This window comes from Halosolutus amylolyticus (assembly GCF_023566055.1).
Lineage (GTDB): Archaea > Halobacteriota > Halobacteria > Halobacteriales > Natrialbaceae > Halosolutus > Halosolutus amylolyticus.
In genome coordinates this window covers 286,572-302,855 of the sequence record NZ_JALIQP010000003.1, presented here as the reverse complement: position 1 = coordinate 302,855, position 16,284 = coordinate 286,572, and the positions used below count along the sequence as shown (strand labels likewise).

Annotated in this window: 23 protein-coding genes and 1 pseudogene; 6 read left to right on the top strand and 18 right to left on the bottom strand. The window is 66.0% G+C overall.

Annotation, left to right across the window (positions count from 1 at the left end; all coding sequences use genetic code 11):
- Positions 1–8: 8 nt before the first annotated feature.
- A complete protein-coding gene (locus tag MUN73_RS14010) occupies positions 9–509 on the bottom strand; it encodes a hypothetical protein (protein ID WP_250141113.1) in 501 nt (166 codons plus the stop codon).
- Between the two features lie 153 nt (positions 510–662).
- Between MUN73_RS14010 and MUN73_RS14005 the strand changes: the two genes are divergently transcribed.
- Positions 663–1,217: a GMP synthase subunit A gene (locus MUN73_RS14005; RefSeq protein ID WP_250141112.1), complete on the top strand. Its 555-nt coding sequence runs from the start codon at positions 663–665 to the stop codon at positions 1,215–1,217.
- A gap of 50 nt (positions 1,218–1,267) precedes the next feature.
- On the opposite strand, the gene MUN73_RS14000 is transcribed toward MUN73_RS14005, so the two are convergent.
- Complete coding sequence (locus MUN73_RS14000; protein WP_250141111.1) at positions 1,268–2,524, bottom strand: transposase; 1,257 nt, start codon at positions 2,522–2,524, stop codon at positions 1,268–1,270.
- 620 nt (positions 2,525–3,144) lie between these two features.
- Between MUN73_RS14000 and MUN73_RS13995 the strand changes: the two genes are divergently transcribed.
- Positions 3,145–4,050, top strand: coding sequence for an NmrA/HSCARG family protein (locus MUN73_RS13995; protein ID WP_250141110.1), 906 nt, complete (start codon positions 3,145–3,147; stop codon positions 4,048–4,050).
- 30 nt (positions 4,051–4,080) lie between these two features.
- Here the strand turns inward: MUN73_RS13995 and hflX are convergent, their stop codons facing one another.
- The 10 genes from hflX to MUN73_RS13945 form a co-directional block, all read right to left on the bottom strand.
- On the bottom strand, positions 4,081–5,424 hold the full coding sequence (hflX, locus tag MUN73_RS13990; RefSeq protein ID WP_250141109.1) for a GTPase HflX: 1,344 nt from the start codon (positions 5,422–5,424) through the stop codon (positions 4,081–4,083).
- Between the two features lie 284 nt (positions 5,425–5,708).
- A complete protein-coding gene (locus MUN73_RS13985) occupies positions 5,709–5,963 on the bottom strand; it encodes a DUF3194 domain-containing protein (protein ID WP_250141108.1) in 255 nt (84 codons plus the stop codon).
- Positions 5,964–6,365: a prefoldin subunit beta gene (locus tag MUN73_RS13980; protein WP_250141107.1), complete on the bottom strand. Its 402-nt coding sequence runs from the start codon at positions 6,363–6,365 to the stop codon at positions 5,964–5,966.
- 79 nt (positions 6,366–6,444) lie between these two features.
- The gene (locus MUN73_RS13975; protein WP_250141106.1) at positions 6,445–6,717 is read right to left on the bottom strand and encodes a KEOPS complex subunit Pcc1; all 273 of its coding nucleotides are present in this window, start codon (positions 6,715–6,717) and stop codon (positions 6,445–6,447) included.
- Between the two features lie 4 nt (positions 6,718–6,721).
- Positions 6,722–6,856, bottom strand: coding sequence for a DNA-directed RNA polymerase subunit P (locus MUN73_RS13970; RefSeq protein ID WP_250141105.1), 135 nt, complete (start codon positions 6,854–6,856; stop codon positions 6,722–6,724).
- 23 nt (positions 6,857–6,879) lie between these two features.
- Positions 6,880–7,143: an eL43 family ribosomal protein gene (locus MUN73_RS13965; RefSeq protein WP_250141104.1), complete on the bottom strand. Its 264-nt coding sequence runs from the start codon at positions 7,141–7,143 to the stop codon at positions 6,880–6,882.
- A gap of 42 nt (positions 7,144–7,185) precedes the next feature.
- Positions 7,186–7,389 carry a hypothetical protein gene (locus MUN73_RS13960; protein ID WP_250141103.1) on the bottom strand — a complete coding sequence of 68 codons (204 nt, stop codon included), beginning with the start codon at positions 7,387–7,389 and terminating at the stop codon, positions 7,186–7,188.
- Positions 7,390–7,520: 131 nt separating this feature from the next.
- Entirely contained in the window at positions 7,521–8,273 is a 753-nt protein-coding gene (locus MUN73_RS13955) for a DUF2103 domain-containing protein (RefSeq protein ID WP_250141102.1), read from the bottom strand.
- A 72-nt stretch (positions 8,274–8,345) separates the two neighbouring features.
- Positions 8,346–8,783, bottom strand: coding sequence for a DUF8108 domain-containing protein (locus tag MUN73_RS13950; RefSeq protein WP_250141101.1), 438 nt, complete (start codon positions 8,781–8,783; stop codon positions 8,346–8,348).
- Between the two features lie 132 nt (positions 8,784–8,915).
- Entirely contained in the window at positions 8,916–9,188 is a 273-nt protein-coding gene (locus MUN73_RS13945; protein WP_250141100.1) for a hypothetical protein, read from the bottom strand.
- 139 nt (positions 9,189–9,327) lie between these two features.
- Between MUN73_RS13945 and MUN73_RS13940 the strand changes: the two are divergent.
- A pseudogene (locus MUN73_RS13940) lies at positions 9,328–9,845 on the top strand (DUF8173 domain-containing protein).
- A gap of 43 nt (positions 9,846–9,888) precedes the next feature.
- On the opposite strand, the gene truD reads toward MUN73_RS13940, so the two are convergent.
- Positions 9,889–11,250, bottom strand: a complete 1,362-nt coding sequence (truD, locus tag MUN73_RS13935; RefSeq protein WP_250141099.1) for a tRNA pseudouridine(13) synthase TruD — start codon at positions 11,248–11,250, stop codon at positions 9,889–9,891.
- A 46-nt stretch (positions 11,251–11,296) separates the two neighbouring features.
- Positions 11,297–11,521 (bottom strand): hypothetical protein, encoded by a 225-nt coding sequence (locus MUN73_RS13930; RefSeq protein ID WP_250141098.1) that lies wholly within the window; start codon positions 11,519–11,521, stop codon positions 11,297–11,299.
- A gap of 102 nt (positions 11,522–11,623) precedes the next feature.
- On the opposite strand from MUN73_RS13930, the gene MUN73_RS13925 reads away from it, so the two are divergent.
- On the top strand, positions 11,624–11,812 hold the full coding sequence (locus MUN73_RS13925; protein ID WP_250141097.1) for a hypothetical protein: 189 nt from the start codon (positions 11,624–11,626) through the stop codon (positions 11,810–11,812).
- Here MUN73_RS13925 and MUN73_RS13920 read toward each other — a convergent pair.
- The 3 genes from MUN73_RS13920 to pth2 all read right to left on the bottom strand — a co-directional run bounded on the left by MUN73_RS13920 (position 11,799) and on the right by pth2 (position 14,069).
- The gene (locus MUN73_RS13920) at positions 11,799–12,872 is read right to left on the bottom strand and encodes a 2,3-butanediol dehydrogenase (protein WP_250141096.1); all 1,074 of its coding nucleotides are present in this window, start codon (positions 12,870–12,872) and stop codon (positions 11,799–11,801) included. The genes MUN73_RS13925 and MUN73_RS13920 overlap by 14 nt on opposite strands.
- Positions 12,873–12,985: 113 nt before the next feature.
- A complete protein-coding gene (locus tag MUN73_RS13915; RefSeq protein WP_250141095.1) occupies positions 12,986–13,669 on the bottom strand; it encodes an alpha/beta hydrolase in 684 nt (227 codons plus the stop codon).
- Positions 13,670–13,730: 61 nt separating this feature from the next.
- Positions 13,731–14,069 (bottom strand): peptidyl-tRNA hydrolase Pth2, encoded by a 339-nt coding sequence (gene pth2, locus MUN73_RS13910; RefSeq protein WP_250141094.1) that lies wholly within the window; start codon positions 14,067–14,069, stop codon positions 13,731–13,733.
- An 83-nt stretch (positions 14,070–14,152) separates the two neighbouring features.
- Here pth2 and dcd point away from each other — a divergent pair, with 83 nt between their 5' ends.
- Positions 14,153–14,755, top strand: a complete 603-nt coding sequence (gene dcd / locus MUN73_RS13905) for a dCTP deaminase (protein ID WP_250141093.1) — start codon at positions 14,153–14,155, stop codon at positions 14,753–14,755.
- Between the two features lie 53 nt (positions 14,756–14,808).
- Here dcd and MUN73_RS13900 read toward each other — a convergent pair whose 3' ends face one another.
- On the bottom strand, positions 14,809–15,189 hold the full coding sequence (locus tag MUN73_RS13900) for a DUF8147 domain-containing protein (protein ID WP_250141092.1): 381 nt from the start codon (positions 15,187–15,189) through the stop codon (positions 14,809–14,811).
- Positions 15,190–15,369: 180 nt separating this feature from the next.
- On the opposite strand from MUN73_RS13900, the gene MUN73_RS13895 reads away from it, so the two are divergent.
- A complete protein-coding gene (locus tag MUN73_RS13895; protein ID WP_250141091.1) occupies positions 15,370–16,269 on the top strand; it encodes a thiamine-phosphate synthase family protein in 900 nt (299 codons plus the stop codon).
- The last annotated feature ends 15 nt before the right edge of the window (positions 16,270–16,284 follow it).

Here is a 16,284-nt window from a genome sequence, read left to right as displayed (position 1 = left end):
ACGACGACTCAGTTCGTCGAGTCGGTTTTCTTCGGCAGGGGAGTAGTCTGTGACTGTTCCGGCGCGTCCACCTCGTCGTCCGGGGCGAAGACGACGGCACCGCCGACGATCGCAGTGAGAACGCCGGTGATGGCGATCAGTCCGGCGATCGAGACGATGTCGAACAGGCCCGGTCCCGCACCGGCGGCCATGATCCGACTGGTCAGCGTGACCGCGATGATGACGTAGAGGACCGACCCGATCAGCGATCCGACCGCCGTCTCGAGGAAAACGCGCCTGTCCGTTGCCCGTCGGCCCTCGCTGAGACCGATCACTGCGGTGAGTACCGGCGCGACCAGCAAGGTGACGAAGACGGCGACCAGTGGCGCGAAGTCGGCGGCGACACCACCGGCCTCGATCGACTGGATCGTCCACTCGATCGCAACGTATCCCACGATCCCCAGCGCGATCCCCGCGACGGACAACAGAACCATCCACCGGGTCACGGCGCGAAAGGTATTGACTACCATTGGAACAGAACTCTTACCCATTAATTGTTAAGTTTTTCTGAAGAACGTGAACGTTGCCACGGCATCGCCGATCTGTCGCGGTCGAATTTCCGTGCCCCAATGTGAGCGCGGTTTTCGGACGGTTTTTACCGATCGATCGGCTACGAACACGCAATGACGAGAATCGTCGTGGTGGACAACCACGGGCAGTTTACGCACCTCGAACGCCGGGCGCTTCGCGATCTCGGCGTCGACACGGAGTTGATCGACAACGACACGCCACCGAGCGAGGTCGACGCCGACGGCGTCGTGCTCTCGGGCGGCCCGGAGATGGATCGGATCGGCCGATCGGCCGAGTATCTCGAGGCGGACGTGCCGGTGCTCGGCATCTGTCTGGGGATGCAGTTGATCGCCGCGGAACTCGGCGGCCGCGTCGGGAACGGCGACTACGGCGGCTACGCCGACGTCTCCGTCGACATCGTCGACGAGGACGATCCGCTCACCGGGTCGCTCCACCCGGAAACCCGCGTCTGGGCGAGCCACGCCGACGAGGTGAAGGAACTCCCCGAGGGATTCGCGTTGACCGCCAGGAGCGACGTCTGCGACGTCGAGGCGATGAGCGACACCGATCGCGACCTCTACGGCGTCCAGTGGCACCCGGAGGTCGCCCACACCGAGGACGGCGAGGAAGTCTTCGAGAACTTCATCGAGATCTGCGAATCGGTGTGACATCCTCCTCGCCGTAAACGGCGAGGCTTCCCACGCATGGGGAATACCAGTTAGTCGTCGCTGGCAGAGGGTTCCGACTCTTGGAACGCTGTGAGCGTCATCTGCGCTGGTACGCTCTTCTCACGGTAAGTCGTGGCGGTGTCACTACCGCTCCCATCCCGAGGCGAGTCATCGCGTTCCGCCTTGTCAAGCGGGACGCTCTCTCCCCACGGGTCAACCCGTCGTGCGATATTCGCGGAAGCGTTGATGTCGGCCTGAAACGTCGAAACGTGGCAGTCGTCGTTCGGACACCGGAACTCGGCCTGCGAGTCCCGCCGACCGATACGGTGGCACGAGTGGCACATCTGACTCGTGTACGCCGGGTTCACGTACTCGACCGGGATGCCTGCTTCCGTCGCCTTGTCCTCGATGCGTCCTTGGAGTCGGGCGAACGCCCACGAGTGGAGGCGACGGTTCATGTACTTCCCGTAATCGAGACGTTCACGGATGTACGTCAGATTCTCCATCACCAACACCGGATTCTCGAACTGCTTGGCGTACTCGACGGCTTCCCGGGACGCCTTCTCCACGATGTCGGTGAGCGCGTTCTGGTAGTGCGAGAAGCGGTCTTCAATCCGCCACTCGGATGCGTCACGCTCTTGGAGTCGTTTCAGGGTGGTGTGCATCTCTTTGTGGAGATGCTTCGCTCTGCTTCCGCTACACACGAATGGGTTAGTCGGAGAACCGTCCTTGAGGGCACAGCCCGTGATGAGGGCGGTTTCTCCGATGTCTAAGCCGATGTGCGTGGCGTCACCGTCTGTCTCTGGTTCTTCGATCGGGTACTCGACGGTGACGTGCAGTACCCAGTTTTTCCGGTGCTGTTGAAGCCGCATCTCGCCAGCCTTCGCGTCCTCCGATACGAGGTCGTGCCAGAGGTCTTCCTGTTCGGGATTGATCCGGAGCGGAATCCAGAAGTTCGTTCCCCGACCGGGACGTGGAACCCACCACGTGAATTCGTAGTCGCGTTTGTTGGAGTGGTCGAACTTCGCAGCCTGATTCGTGAGCCGTATCGGGTGTTCGTCGTCCAACTCCTTGGCGTTGTACGTCTTGTGGAGTTTCGGGACGTAGTTGCACAGAGCTGCCTTCGCCTGATACGGCAGGTCGTAGGGCGTCACGATGTCGCTGACTGCTGACATGGTACTCGCCCCGGCATCGAACGCCTCTTGCAGACCGTCACGGTACGTTTCAAGCAGGTCGTTCAGTTTCGACTGCTTGTGCGCGGTGGGCGGGGCAAACGTCGCTTGAAGCGTCTTAGTTATCGTCGTCACTGGCGTCTAATCCTTTTTCGATTAGTTCAGCGTAGGCACGGGGATGACGGATACCATTGTCACGAGCGTAGTTTTTCACTCGCTCATGGAGTTCACTTCCCCGCTCCATATCGATTTCAGTTCGCACAATTCCTTGTACGTTATTTTGGTACTAATAGATTCTGTTTGGTATTCAGACTGCCGTAGACGGTGGGTTGCGTAGTCAAGTGACGCGATTCACGCCCGCCGTAAACGGCGGGATTCTCTCGCTATTTAAAGATAGAGCCCGCTCGCGTCGGCTACTGACTTGCTGCCCTTCTAGAGCGCCCAGGTCGGGGTGACGACTGCACCTACGCGAACCTGTCGCGACCGGGACGGTCTCGGTCCGCGATCGATGCCGACGGTGCCGGTACCGTCGTCGATCGACGGGGTCGCACTCTCGAAGTCGGTCACCGGAACTGACAGGAGATCGACCTGTCACCCGTTCCCGCTGACGCCGGTGTTACGTGGTTGCATTCTTGTCGCCAAACAGATATATAGGTTACAGAGCGAACCAGATAACGTAATGAAACCAGTTTCCGTCGCGGCGACGACGGTATCGACTCCGACTGTCCCCACCGACGAACTGGAGGTGAACTGAGATGGTCGAACGCGTTCTCGTCACCGGTGCGACCGGGAACCAGGGCGGTGCCGTGGTCGATCACCTGCTTGCCGCCGAGACCGACTTCGACGTCTACGGCCTGACTCGCGACGCCTCGAGCGAAACTGCTCGAGACCTGGCCGATCGCGGCGTGACGATGGTCGAGGGCGACCTGAACGAGAAGGCGTCGCTCGCACCCCACGTCGGCGAGGTCGACGCCGTCTTCGCGGTGACGAACTTCTGGACGCAGGGCTACGACCAGCAGGTCCAGCAGGGGAGGAACATCGCCGAGGTCGCCGCCGAGGAGGGCGTCGACCAGTTCGTTCTCAGCGGCGTCGGCAGTCACGAGCGCGATACCGGCGTCCCGCACTTCGACTCGGCGTGGGAAATCGACCAGCACGCCCAGGAACTCGACCTGCCGCTGACGGTCCTCCAGCCCGTGTTCTTCTACCAGAACTTCGAGGCGTTTGCGGAGGACGTCGTCGAGGACGGCCAGATTGCCCTGCCGCTCGAGGAGGACGTCTCGCTACAGATGATCGACGTGCAGGACGTGGGTCGAGCCGCTGCGGTCGCCTTCGAGAACCCCGAGGAGTACGTCGACGATCGCATCGAACTCGCTGGCGACGAGAAGACGCTCGCCGAGACGGCCGAGGTTCTCTCGGACGTCACCGGCGTCGACGTCGAACCCGTCCACGTTCCGATCGAGGACGCCTACGACTCGTTCGGCGAGGAGTTTACGATCATGTGCGAGTGGTTCAACGAGGTCGGTTACAGCGCCGACGTCGACGCCCTCGAGGATCGATTCGGCATCGAATTCACGGACCTCGAGGCGTATCTCCGTGAAAACGGGTGGGAGGACAAAGACGGAATGGCATCGGTGCCTGGCTGGGTCAAGGCGATGCAGTGACCGTCGGTCCAGCGCGCACTCAGGTACGGATCACTGGAGTCGCTCGGCCGCTCTCCGTAATCGCTCGACAACGGCTGGCCGACCGCGACAGACGAGCGTCACGTCGGTCCCGTCGTAATCGACCGTCTCCACGTGGGTCCGATCGTACGCTCGGGAGACGAGTGCCATCGCCTCGTCACAGTTCGGGAGACGGAGGGTCGCGCGTTCCGTCGGCAGTCGATCGACGATCGCGTCTCGTACCGTCCCGAGGTTCGTCCCCTCGAGCACGCTCACCGTGATCGGACGGGTCGCGGCCGACGGTAGCCGCTCCGCGGCGATCTCGCGGCGTCGTGTTCGCTCCGCTCCCGAGAGGCGATCGACCTTGTTCAGCGCGGTCACGATCCGGTCGTCGTCGACACCCTGTGTCCCGAGCACCTCGAGCGAAACGTCGAGGCGATCCCGGAATCGCGACTCGGGATCGCTCGCGTCGACCACGAGCACGACGACGTCGGCTGCACCCGCCTCCGAGAGCGTCGAACTGAACGACTCGATCAGATCGTGTGGCAGGTCGTCGACGAACCCGACCGTGTCCGTCGCGAGCACCGGTCGGCCCGCGAGCGTCGCCCGTCGGGTCGTCGTCTCGAGGGTCTCGAACAGCCGATCTCCGACGGCCGCGGTGCCGTCTTTGGACGGTCCCGTTGCATCCGTCGGTTCGTCGGTCACGTTCGTCCCCGCCGACGGCTCCGAATCGGCGAGCGACATGTCGTCGGCGAGCCGGTGGAGCAGCGTCGACTTGCCGGCGTTCGTGTAGCCCGCGATCGTGACGAGGTCGAACCCCTCCTCGCGGCGACGCTGACGGAACTGGTCCGCCGGATTCGGCAGTTCGTCGAGCTTCCGCTCGAGTCGATCGATCCGGTCGCGCACGTCGTAGACCGGCGACCCCTTCTCGGTCACTTCGTTGAGCAGCCCCTCGTCCGCCGACTCGATCAAGCGCGGCAATTCGTATCGGAGCCGCGCCAGTTCGACCTGTAGTTTCGCCCGTCGCGACCCCGCGCCCGCCTCGAAGAGTTCGAGTACGAGCCGGTACCGATCGAGGACCGTCGTCCCGTCGGGCATCGCCGACTCGAGGGCGTGGTGCTGACCCGGATCGAGTTCGTCGTCGACGACGACCCGCTGGGCATCGGTTTCGGCGACGGTTTCGGCGAGTTCTGCGACCGTGCCGCGACCGAAGTACGTCCCGGAGTCGTCCGGGCCGGACTGTGTTACGTCGGCGACGACCGCGTCGCCCGCCGCCCGGACGAGTGCGCGAATCTCGCTCGTCTCGACGGGGGTGGTCTGCGATCGGTTCGCGACGACTGTTCGTCTCCGCTCGGTTCGCGTCCGCGTTCGTGACATGTTGTCGATAGTGGTCTCATGGCTGTCGTTCGGCTGTACCGGGTCCGGCGCGATGGCTCCGCGCGGACTGTCAGAAGTGGATCCGGCTCTCCCTCGCTACTCACGTCTACCGCGACGATCGGGAGCGCCGAGTTACTGAGAAGCGGTCTCCATCGTCCTCGTGTTTCGTTTCGAGGAAGCGGTACTAATTACTTGTGTCGCGAACGCTTCGCGGCCCGGGAGAACGCCGGACCGCCGACTGATCGGCGATACGTAGCGGAGAAGTCGCGGTCGTCGGACGACCGCTACTCGTCGAACAGGTCGTCGACGGCTTCCCGTGCGGCGAGGGCGGCGTCGTCGGCGACCTGATCGGGATCCGGACCGTCTTCATCGTCGGGTGCGTTCAGGTAGACGTCGACCTCGAGGACGCCGTCCTCGAAGGAGACGGTGACGTCGAAGTCACGCACCGCTGACTGCTTGTACCGCGAGAAGATGAGGCCTTCCGCGGCCTCGGCCGCCGTCCGAACGATCGTTTCGTCGGACGGTTCGTCGGCCGTCATTTACGCGCCGCCAGCACCGGGGCCGCCGGGACCGGCCGGGCCGCCGCCCATCGCACCGCCGCCGCCGAGCAGGTCCTCGAGTTCCTCCTGGAGGCTCTCGAACTGCTGCTGGACGCGGTCTTCCTGCTTTTCGAGCGTCTCGAGGCGGATCTCGAGCGTGTCGACCTTGTCCTCGAGGTCCTCCTCGGCCTCGTCGTACTCGGTCTCGACGAGGAGTTCGCCGACGTTGCGGTACATCGTCGTGTCCTCGTCGATGTTCTCGAGTTCGTCGAGCGCGTTCTGGGCCTCGGTGAGGCTCGACTCGGCCTCCTGCTTCTGGACGGCGACCTCCTGTGCGGTCTCCTGCAGACCCTGCAGTTCTTCGATTTTCTCCTGTGCTTCCGGCGGCAGATTACCTTGCATGTTTCGACCGTCGCCCTCCGCACTGATAAAGGCAAGCTTTGGCGATCACGAGCACCGGGTGGGGAATCGAGGTCCATCCCTATCGATCGCCGTCGGCCGTTACCGCGGCCCCGACGTCCGCCGTCCGTTCCGCCACGTCGATCAGCGAGAACCAGGTGTTCAGCGCCGCCCGCAGGGCGACGACGTCGGCCGCGTCGATCTCGATCCGGACGATCGTATCGTCCCGATCGATCGTCGTCCGGGAGCGATCGTCGTCGATCTCGCCGATCTCGCGGGCGACGCTCTCGGCGACGATCCGTGCGCGAGACGCGGTCTCGTACTCGAACTCGAGGGTCGCGTCGTGAGAAGACACCGGCCTATTCGACGTCGACTTCCTTGACGTCGCGGCTGCGTTCTTTCAGGAGCACGCGGTGGCCACAGTAGGGACAGCGGACACCGCCGTACTCGTCGAGCTTGACGTCGCGCTTACAGCGAGAACACTTGTAGCTCATGCGTGAGTGTGTGAGCGGGGAGGTTACTCCTCGTCGTCGGCCAGTGCAGCACGGATCGACCGTTTGACGGTCCGGCCGGCGGGGGTCTCCGGACGGAACGCGCCGCCGGTGAAGACCTCGCCGGTCTCCTCGTTCTTCCAGATACCGGTGCCGACGCGCGTCACGTCGTCGCCGTCGACCTGCGCGCTCTCCATGTCGTCTTCGATCTCACTGACACGCCGTCGAGCAACGCGACCGTAGCGAGCGCCGAACCGGCCCGCGCTGCCGACCGTTCCTTTCTTGGCCATAGTACTGCTGTCTATCGCTAGCGGATTCTTAAACCTGTTGAGTTACGACTCCCCCGATCGGTCGGCGAGCGGTCCCGCGAGCAACTCCCGGAGGATCAGCGCGAACGCGGCGAGATAGCCGGCGACCGATAGCGGCCCCGTGAGCAGCCCCGTCCCGATTCCCGCAACGACGACCGACTGGAGGGCGAGACCACTCACGCTGAGGAGCGGGATCGCGGCCAGGATGAGGTCGGGACGATCGAGCATAGCTAATTATATCTAATTACACCCGATCGGATAAGGGCCGGACAAGGGGCAGACAGTGTCACTTCCATCGGTCCGTGACACTATCTGTGGCGACCATCGAGAGACGACCCGTCCAGTTCGGCGGGGATGGGCTACTGGAACTCCGCCTCGGTCAGGACGTCGTTGAGATCCGCCCGGATCCGCTCGCCCATCTCCCGATCGCGGGCCGTCGTCACGACGCGGTTCTCCTGGACGCTCGACCCGTCGCGCAGGAGCATCCGGACGTTGCCGCCGTCGTCGGCGCGGGTCACCTTCGCCCGGAGACCCGACTGGGAGCCCTTCCCACCGGCGTCGATCGGGCCGGGGATCACCTTCTTGACGTGTGGGTGGCCAGCCACGGTCTGGATGGCCCGCATACCGGTCCGGCCGCCGATGAGCGTCGAGTGACTCCCGCCGATCTTCTCCGCTGGCGGGGTCTCGACCACGTCGAGCGCGCGATTCCCGCGCCGTTCGAGAACCGCCTGGACCGGGTCCTCGTCGTCGACGCGGTAGAACTGGTGGTGAATGTCCTCGCGAACGGCCCGGATCACCGCGCGCGACCCACCTGCGTAGACTTCCTCGGGCCGCTTGCGCCGGATCTCGTCGCCGATCAGGCCTGCGAAGTTCCGCAGTTCGACGACCTCGTTCTCGCCGTCCTCCGGCGTCGTCGTCACCGTCGTCTCCCCGAGGACGTCGTCCGTCGCGCCGGCGGCGGGATCGCGGCCCGTATCGTCACCTGCGAGCATCGTCAGCCTCGCCCGATCGCGCGTCGCGTCGAGCACCACGGCCTCGGTGTTTGCCTCCCGGCAGACCAGACAGAAGTCCCCGGGTTTCTCGAGCGGCGAGGCGCAGTGACGACACTCCATATCGGACGTTCTGGCTACGGTGGTAAAACGGGCGTGTTTTTCGGCCGGTCGTCGACGACCGGCGTCGACGGGTTAGCTCGCGGATTCCCTCGCGTCGGCGAGTTTCGCCCCGCAGGCCCGGCAGTACCGCGATCCTTCGGAGACGATCGCCTGACAGTCGGGGCAGACCATCCCCTCGTCGGTCGTGGTCACCGGTTCGTCCTCGACGTCCGTGCCGCAGGAGGGGCAGTACGCCGCGTCCTCGGAGACCCTCGCCCCGCACTCCGGACAGGTTCCCTGCCGATCCCAGAGCACCCGCCGCCGGGACTTCGAGACGTAGTTGTACGCGCCCCACACGAGGTTTCCGAGTCCCATCGTCCACCAGAACGTCAGGATCGCGACCAGGACGTGCGAGGCCACCGAGCCGAACTTGCGGTCGACCATCACGACCCGATCGGGAGTTTCCGTTTCGATCCGCCAGCCCTGAGCCACCAGATCGTCGATCTCGCGTTGCAGGCGTTTGCTTCGCATATGGGTACGTAGGACGTGGACGGACAAAACCCGTTCCTGCCGATCGCGGCGACAGTCAGTTCGATCGAGCCGATCAATCCTGCGTGACGGGGCGGGCGTGTGAGACGCGGCGGCGTCGACGCGAAAAACTGGCTACTCGCCCGCCCGATCGACGTCGAGATCGACCCCGCGTCGGCTCGCGGCCGCGTGCAGGATCGACGCGGCGCGATCCTTGTCGACGTCATCGAGAAGGCAGTCGACGAATCTGCCGCAGAGGGCGGGCTTGATTCGGAGGTCCACGTACTCGACGCGACCGCCAGCCACGACGACGTCGACGTCCCACTCGCCGTGCTCGGGGTCGGTCATTCGGACGTCGATCCACTCGTCAGCAGTCGTTTCGGGGGCCGTAAACGCATCGTTGGTCATAGACTGCCGTCCGGAGGCGACGGGGGCAGATAAGCTTCGCGCCCGAGTGACAGTCCGAATCGGTTGACGGACGATCGCTACCCGCCTTCCCCCGGCGATCGATGCGTGCCCTTACGTTCCTCCAGTGCGCGAGAGGAGTATGACCGGACTCCTGCAGGCCGTCGCGACAGTCACGCAGGTCGCACGACCCGACGGTATCGGTACCGATGTCGCCGTAACCGACGGCCTCGTCGGCAGCGCGATCGGTGCCTTCCTGACGACGCTGGCCGTCGGGGCGATCATGGTCGCGGTCGCCCCGGACTACGTCGATCGAATGACGACGACCGTCCTCGAGGAGCCCCTCGGTTCGTTTCTCTACGGCTTCCTGTCGCTGCTCGCAGTCCTGTTCCTGGCCGTCGTGCTGTCGATCACGATCGTCGGTATCCTCGTCGCGCTCCCGCTCCTGCTGGTGGCCTACGTGGTGTGGGCGATCGGCTCCGTCGTCGCGTACCTCGCGATCGGAGAGCGACTGGTCGGTCGCGATGACGGGCGGCTGAAGCCGTTGCTGGTGGGTGCGGCGATAACGGCCTGCTCGCGCTCTCCGGCGTCGGCGGGCTCCTCGCGTTCGCGATCGGCGCCACCGGTTTCGGAACGGTGCTTCAGGACTACTTCGCGTGAGCGGCGGCGAGAATAGCGATCGGCAGGGCGCGATCAATCGCACTCAGCCGAGATCGATCGGATCGACCTTCAGGTACTCGCGGAGCACGACCGTCGCGTAGGATCCCTTGGGGAGCGCAAACGAGAGCGTAAGCGGGTCGTGCTCGACGTCGAGGGCGGTCCGGACGAGGATCGCGCGCCGGGTCCCGCTGGAGTAGAACTCGCCGGGGAGATCGAAGTCGCCGGGGTCGAGGTCGAGGTCGTCGAGGACGGCGCGTTCGATCTCGCCCTGCTCGCCGTCGGCGAGGTCGGTCTCGGTGCCGACCAGCGGCGCGGTGACGAACGCTCGCCCGCGCTCGCAGTGGCGCGTCACCGAGTCGACGCGGCGATCGTCGACCCGCTGGAGTCGATCGGCGTCGGGAAGGACGAGTCCCTCGGGCGCGTCGGTGTCCGCGAAACAGACCACGTCGCCTGCGACGGGCCGATCGAACGGCAGACCGCGCTCCAGGCGCTCGCTTAGCATCCGGTTGAACGCGTACGACTGGACGGCGTGGACGAACAACCGCTGGAGGTTCGACGGGACCCGCTCGAGCGCGGCCCGGAACGTCTCCGGGCCGGGGTCGCCGTCGCAGGCGGCCAGTTCGTGGAGCATCGATCGCTCGTAGCGCAACCGGTTCGGAAGGCGATCGAGGGCGTCCTGCCAGTCTCTCGTCTCCTCCACGAACGTCCGGGCTTCTTGCGTGTCCTCGGGTTCCGCCTCCGTGGGCCGTCCGAGGTACGCCATCACCGCTTCTTCCCAGTCGCCGCGGACGATTTCGAGGCCGACCTCGTGGGTGATCGGCCGCCGGCTGCCGAACCGCTGCTGGCCGAAGAAGTTGGGCACGCCGATCGGCGTCGCTGTATCACCCTCGCTATCGTCTCCGCTGTCGAGGCCGCCGAACGCGCACAACTCGTCGGTGATCGCGTCCGCGTTCTCGGGCCGATCGGGACCGCTGACGACGAGTTCGAAGGCGTTGCCCGCGAGGTCGCCGAACTCGATCGATCGGCCGGCCCGGCCGAGGACCTCGATCTCGGCCCCGTCGACGTCCGGCAGGTCCTCGGGGTCGGCCCCGTAGATCGAGAAGAGCTGCGTCGTCACCGCGTACTTGTCCTTCGTTCCGGCCCAGTTGACCCGCTCCCGCGAGACGCCGATCGCGTCCGAGAGGCGGGCGGCGAAGTCGTTCGTGTCCCATCCGCGCAGGGTCGCCCGGAACACCAGGTGCGGGTAGGCGTCCGTCCCCGCGTCGACGGGTTCCGTGTCGAACCGTTCGAGTTCGCGCACCCGGAAGTGCTCGTCGTCCTCGCGCAGGTGACCGCCGACGCCGTCGGCGTCGGTGACGTAGGACTCCATACCGACGGCCTGCTCTGTGGGATGGGCTGGACGCATGCTGATTGTCGTCCGTTTCGGGTGCTCGCGGTAAAGCGGTTCGTTCTCACCGATCGGTCTCGGTCCGTCCGTCCTGCCGGTCCTCGAGCCGTGCCAGTTCCGTTTCGAGGTCCCGAAGGTCGTCCAGCCGAGTACCCACGACGAGTCCGAACGCGCCGAACAGGCCGGCCGCGACAGGGCCGCCGACGAATAGCCCGGCGAGCAAGCCGAGAACCGTCAGCAGGACGCTATCGGGGACCAGTCGATCGGATTCGCGATTGTCGGTCGCCATACGCGAGACGTCTCTCGACGGAAAATATAGTACTGCTGATTGGTTCGCGATTCGATCGCCGATATCCCGTCGATTTTCGAGCGGGACCACTCCGAGCCGACAGTGAACCGGAGCGAGAAACACCAGACGGCGATCGTCGGCCTCGCGATCGCGGTCGCCGCCGTTCTACACGAACCACTCGTCCCGCTGGCACTCGTGTTCGGGCCGTTGCTCGAACTCCGGCCGACGCGTTCTGGCGCAACTGCTGGTCGGAACCCCGCCGCGGGACGACGACTCGTCAGTTCGGCTTGACGAGGATCTTCACGTGATCGCTCCCGGGATCGAGAAGCTGTTCGAACCCGTCCTCGACGATCTCTTCGAGCCCGATGCGGCCGGTGATGAACGGGTCCGGGTCGAGCCGTCCGTCACCGAGCATCTCGATCACCATCCCGTACTCCTCGTCGGCTCGCGGCCCGCCGAGGTACGCGAGCGTCCCGGTCAGCGTCCGCTCGGCGAGGACGAGATCGTTCGGGTGCGTGTTCACCGTCTCCTCCCAGATGCTTACGATCGTCGTCCGGCCGCCCGGTGCCGTGCTCTCGATCGCCGCGTTGAACGAGGCTTCGACGCCCGCGACCTCGAACGCGACGTCGACGCCGCCGCCGGTCGCAACCACGATGTGCTCGACGGCGTCCGTACTCGACGGGTCGACGAGTTCGTCGGCGCCGCAGTCGCTCGCGCGTTCGCGCCTCGCGTCCCGCGGCTCGGAAACGTAGATCGTTCCCGCGCCGGCCGCCCGGGCACACTGGATCACGGCCAGCCCGATCGGGCCGCTCCCGAACACCGCGACCGCGTCGCCGGCCTGAAGTCCCGAACGACGAACCGCGTGCAATCCGACGGCCAGCGGCTCGACCAGCGCGCCGTGTTCGACCGGGACGTCGTCGCCGAGCGGAACGGCGTGCTCCGCGTCGATGACGGCGCTCTCGGCGAACCCGCCGTCGCCGCCCGAGAGGCCGAGGAACCCGACCGAATCGCAGATGTGGTAGTCCCCTCGTCGGCACTGTCGACACGCTCCGCAGTAGAGGACGGGGTTGACGGCGACGGCGTCCCCCTGGTCCAGGTCCTCGACCGCCGATCCGACCTCGGTGACGGTGCCGCTGTACTCGTGGCCCATCCTGATCGGTGCCGTCTCTCCCGAAACCGGGTGCGGGTCGCCCTCGGGAACGAAAATCGGCCCGGCGGCGTACTCGTGGAGATCCGAGCCACAGATCCCGCAGACCTCGACGTCGATCCGAACCTGCTCCGGGGCGACGGTTCCGTCCTCTACGTCCTCGACGCGGATGTCCTCTCGACCGTGATACGTTGCTGCTTGCATGGGTGAAGTACGGTACCACCTCTCGCAGTATAACTACTCCTAGGGGCCATCGAACTGGTTCTCCGGCGACGCGCGGGCCGATCACCGTCGGCAATCAATCGGCCCGTCGGCGATCAATCGGCCACGTCCGCCACGAGCGCCCGGACGTACTCGAGTTCGTCCTCCAGTACCGTGTGGCCGACGCCCTCGTAGATCCGTGTCTCCATCTCGGCGTCGAGGTCCTCGAACACCCGCGCCGACTCCTCGACCCGATCGACCGGGATGTGCGGATCCTGGTCGCCACAGCCGATGAACACCGGTGTCCCGTCCATCGAGCCGTCGTACTCCCGCGGCGTCCCCTCGGGACCGATCAGTCCCCCGCTGAGCGCGACCACGCCCCCGTACCGATCGGCGTTCCGGGCCGCGTACTCGGTCGCGAGACAGCCCCCCTGCGAGAACCCCAGCAGGACGACCCGATCGAGCGGGATCCCGTCGCCGTTCGCGTCGTCGCCCGTCCCCGCGTCGTCGAGCGTGCCCGCGGTCACGCCGGCGACCGTCTCGTCGAGCAGTTCGAGCGCGGAGTCGAGGTGGGGCTGGTTGGCCTCGAGATCCGCGAGAAAGGAGTTCGGGTACCAGCTTCCCCGCTGGGCCTGCGGTGCGACGTATGCGACGTCGTCGCGGCCGATCTCGTCCGCCAGACCGAGCATGCCGCTGGCGCGTGCGCCGCGGCCGTGGACGAGGATCATCGCCGCCGACGCGTCGGCGAGGTCGGGACCCGCGCGTTCGATCGGCTGGTCGGCGTGTGGTCCGGATACCATACCCGTAGGCACGGGGGCCGACGGAAAAGTCGTTGGTGACGCGGCGAACGACGGCGGACACCTAGAACAGCGAGAGATCGCCCGTGATCCGATCGACGCGGTCGTCCGCGGCCGGGCCGACGGCCAGCGCGGTGACGGTGCCCGGTTCGAGTTGCGTGTGCCCTGCGTCGCGGATGAGCGCGTTCGGAACGCCCTGGCCGTCCGCGATTTCCGAGAGTTCGTGCAGCTGGCGTTCGCTCTCGCCCTTGAGGACGACCTTCTTCTGACCGCCGTCTTTCCACTGGCGCTGTCGCTGACTGTCCGCCTTCTCGTAGGCCGACAGCGACGCGTGGGCGACCTGCGCGGCGAGTTTTCCCTGCCCCATCCCGATATCGGTGCGGGCGACGATGGCCTGTTTCATGGCGGAACCGACGCGACCCGCGTCTATAATCCCGGTGATCCAGTCCGACGGTTTTACGACCTGCCGATTCCACTGCCAGCGTAATGATCCTCTCCGACGCGGACATCCTCGATCGCCTCGAGGCCGGCGACCTCGTCGTCGAACCGCTGGACGATCCGGACCTGCAGATCCAGCCTGCAAGCATCGACCTTCGACTGGGACGGGAGTTCCTCGAGTTCCAGCGGACGAACATCCCCTGCATCCACCCCAACTCCGAACAGGAGGTCGACGAGTACGTCACCGAGACGATCGTCGAGGACGGCGACGACTTCATCCTCCACCCCGGCGACTTCGTGCTCGGGACGACCTACGAGCGCGTCGAGATCCCGGCCGACCTGATCGCCCACGTGGAGGGGCGATCGTCGCTGGGCCGACTCGCCGTCGTCGTCCACGCGACGGCGGGGCTGTGCGACCCCGGCTACCGCGGCCAGATCACCCTCGAACTCTCCAATCTCGGTACCGCGCCCGTCGCGCTCACGCCGGGGATGCGTATCTCACAGCTCACCTTCACCGAACTCAAAACCCCCGCCGATCGCCCGTACGGGAGCGATCGCGGCTCGAAGTACCAGGACCAGGACGGGCCGCAGGCCTCGCGCATCCAGAGCGACGACGAGTTCGGCGGCGATCAACTCGATCGCGAGGACTGACGACGAGAATCGGCGGAACCGGTACGTCGAACCGTCCTGCAGAGACCGTCACGCTATAGCTTTCCTTCGCCCGTCGCCGCCGGTCCCCGGAGAGCGACCCACGCGCCGAGGAGGAGACCGGCGACGACGCCGACCCCGATCGACGCGTTCGCAGCGAGGTCCGCGACCAGCGTCGCCAGGACGATTCCGGCGACGAGCCCGATCATGAAGCCGGCGAACGCGCCGGTGATGCGACGGCGTCGCGGCGGCGCGTCGCCGGTGAGATCCGAGGTGACGCCGGCCGTCGCGATGGCACCGGCGATCGCGCCGACGAAGAGCCCGAGGACGACGGCAAATCCGCCCCAGCCGTGTGCGAGTTCGGAGACGAGCGTCGCGACGACCAGGAACGTGGCGACGCCCGACGCGATCGCGAGGACGATAGATTTGCCCGTCATCGTTCTCTCGTACGTTTTCCTGGCCGTATAAATCGTGCGTCGCGTCTCCGCGCCGGCGAGCGATCGGGGCCGGAGTCCGCTCGTGTCGTCCCGGCAGGGAAACCGGCGAGCGACGCGGAGCGCGATCGCTCGCGATGACAGTACAGTTATCCGCCGGGCACTCGTACGGTCGGGCAACAGATGCGATTCGTCGAAGAGATCGTCGTCGATGAATTTCTCCCGACCGTCCGGTCACTGCTCGCCGGCGCGCTCCGCGAGCGCGGGCTGACCCAGAGCGAGGTGGCCAACGTCCTCGGGATCAGCCAGAGCGCAGTGTCGAAGTACGCCCACGGCGACGTCACCGTCAACGAGCGGGTCGCGACGGACGATCGCGTCGAGGCCCTCGTCGAGGAACTCGCCGACGGACTCGCGGCCGGCGACGTTCGGCCGGTCCGGGCGCTGATCGAGATCGAGGTCCTGATCCGGGAACTCGAACAGGGCGGCGACCTGCTCGCCCAGTTGCACGAGGAGGCCGTCCCGGAACTCGCCGACCACGGCGCGAGCTTTCGGGTCCACGACCCCGAGAGCGACCTCCGGACCAGCGAGCGTGTGCTCTCCTCGCTTCGGCGCGGCCTGCGACTCCTCGAGAACGCGAGCGGCTTCGCAGGCCTGATCCCCGCCGTCGGCTCGAACCTCGTCGCCTGCACGCCGGACGCCGACGACATCGACGACGTCGCCGGCGTCCCCGGCCGGATCTTCGACGTGAAGGGGAAGGCGACGGTGCCGGCCGATCCCGAGTTCGGCGTCTCCGAACACGTCGCGACCGTCCTGCTCGCGGCGCGGCGCCACGATGTAGACGCCGCCGCGGCGATCAATATCAGATACGACCCGAAACTGCTCGCCGAACTGACCGAGCGCGGCCACGTCACCGCCGAGTTCGACGAAGCCGACGACGTCCCCTCGAGCGTCGGCGCGGCCCTCGAGGACGAACCGGACGCGACCGTCCTCTACCAGACCGGCGGCATGGGGATCGAACCGCTCATCTACCTGCTGGGACCGGACGCGGAGACGATCGCGGACACCACCCGATCGCTCCTCTAATCGCCGGGGATGCAC

Coding starts and splice junctions, on each gene's coding strand:
- MUN73_RS13955 (WP_250141102.1), bottom strand. CDS start 8,273: ATGGAGTGTCGTCACTGCGCCTCGCCGCTCGAGAAACCCGGGGACTTC.
- MUN73_RS13920 (WP_250141096.1), bottom strand. CDS start 12,872: ATGCAAGCAGCAACGTATCACGGTCGAGAGGACATCCGCGTCGAGGAC.
- MUN73_RS13895 (WP_250141091.1), top strand. CDS start 15,370: ATGCGATTCGTCGAAGAGATCGTCGTCGATGAATTTCTCCCGACCGTC.
- MUN73_RS13970 (WP_250141105.1), bottom strand. CDS start 6,856: ATGAGCTACAAGTGTTCTCGCTGTAAGCGCGACGTCAAGCTCGACGAG.
- MUN73_RS13930 (WP_250141098.1), bottom strand. CDS start 11,521: ATGGCGACCGACAATCGCGAATCCGATCGACTGGTCCCCGATAGCGTC.
- MUN73_RS13960 (WP_250141103.1), bottom strand. CDS start 7,389: ATGCTCGATCGTCCCGACCTCATCCTGGCCGCGATCCCGCTCCTCAGC.
- MUN73_RS13965 (WP_250141104.1), bottom strand. CDS start 7,143: ATGGCCAAGAAAGGAACGGTCGGCAGCGCGGGCCGGTTCGGCGCTCGC.
- truD (WP_250141099.1), bottom strand. CDS start 11,250: ATGCGTCCAGCCCATCCCACAGAGCAGGCCGTCGGTATGGAGTCCTAC.
- MUN73_RS13945 (WP_250141100.1), bottom strand. CDS start 9,188: ATGACCAACGATGCGTTTACGGCCCCCGAAACGACTGCTGACGAGTGG.
- pth2 (WP_250141094.1), bottom strand. CDS start 14,069: ATGAAACAGGCCATCGTCGCCCGCACCGATATCGGGATGGGGCAGGGA.
- MUN73_RS13900 (WP_250141092.1), bottom strand. CDS start 15,189: ATGACGGGCAAATCTATCGTCCTCGCGATCGCGTCGGGCGTCGCCACG.
- MUN73_RS13915 (WP_250141095.1), bottom strand. CDS start 13,669: ATGGTATCCGGACCACACGCCGACCAGCCGATCGAACGCGCGGGTCCC.
- dcd (WP_250141093.1), top strand. CDS start 14,153: ATGATCCTCTCCGACGCGGACATCCTCGATCGCCTCGAGGCCGGCGAC.
- MUN73_RS13980 (WP_250141107.1), bottom strand. CDS start 6,365: ATGCAAGGTAATCTGCCGCCGGAAGCACAGGAGAAAATCGAAGAACTG.
- MUN73_RS13985 (WP_250141108.1), bottom strand. CDS start 5,963: ATGACGGCCGACGAACCGTCCGACGAAACGATCGTTCGGACGGCGGCC.
- hflX (WP_250141109.1), bottom strand. CDS start 5,424: ATGTCACGAACGCGGACGCGAACCGAGCGGAGACGAACAGTCGTCGCG.
- MUN73_RS13950 (WP_250141101.1), bottom strand. CDS start 8,783: ATGCGAAGCAAACGCCTGCAACGCGAGATCGACGATCTGGTGGCTCAG.
- MUN73_RS14010 (WP_250141113.1), bottom strand. CDS start 509: ATGGTAGTCAATACCTTTCGCGCCGTGACCCGGTGGATGGTTCTGTTG.
- MUN73_RS14005 (WP_250141112.1), top strand. CDS start 663: ATGACGAGAATCGTCGTGGTGGACAACCACGGGCAGTTTACGCACCTC.
- MUN73_RS13995 (WP_250141110.1), top strand. CDS start 3,145: ATGGTCGAACGCGTTCTCGTCACCGGTGCGACCGGGAACCAGGGCGGT.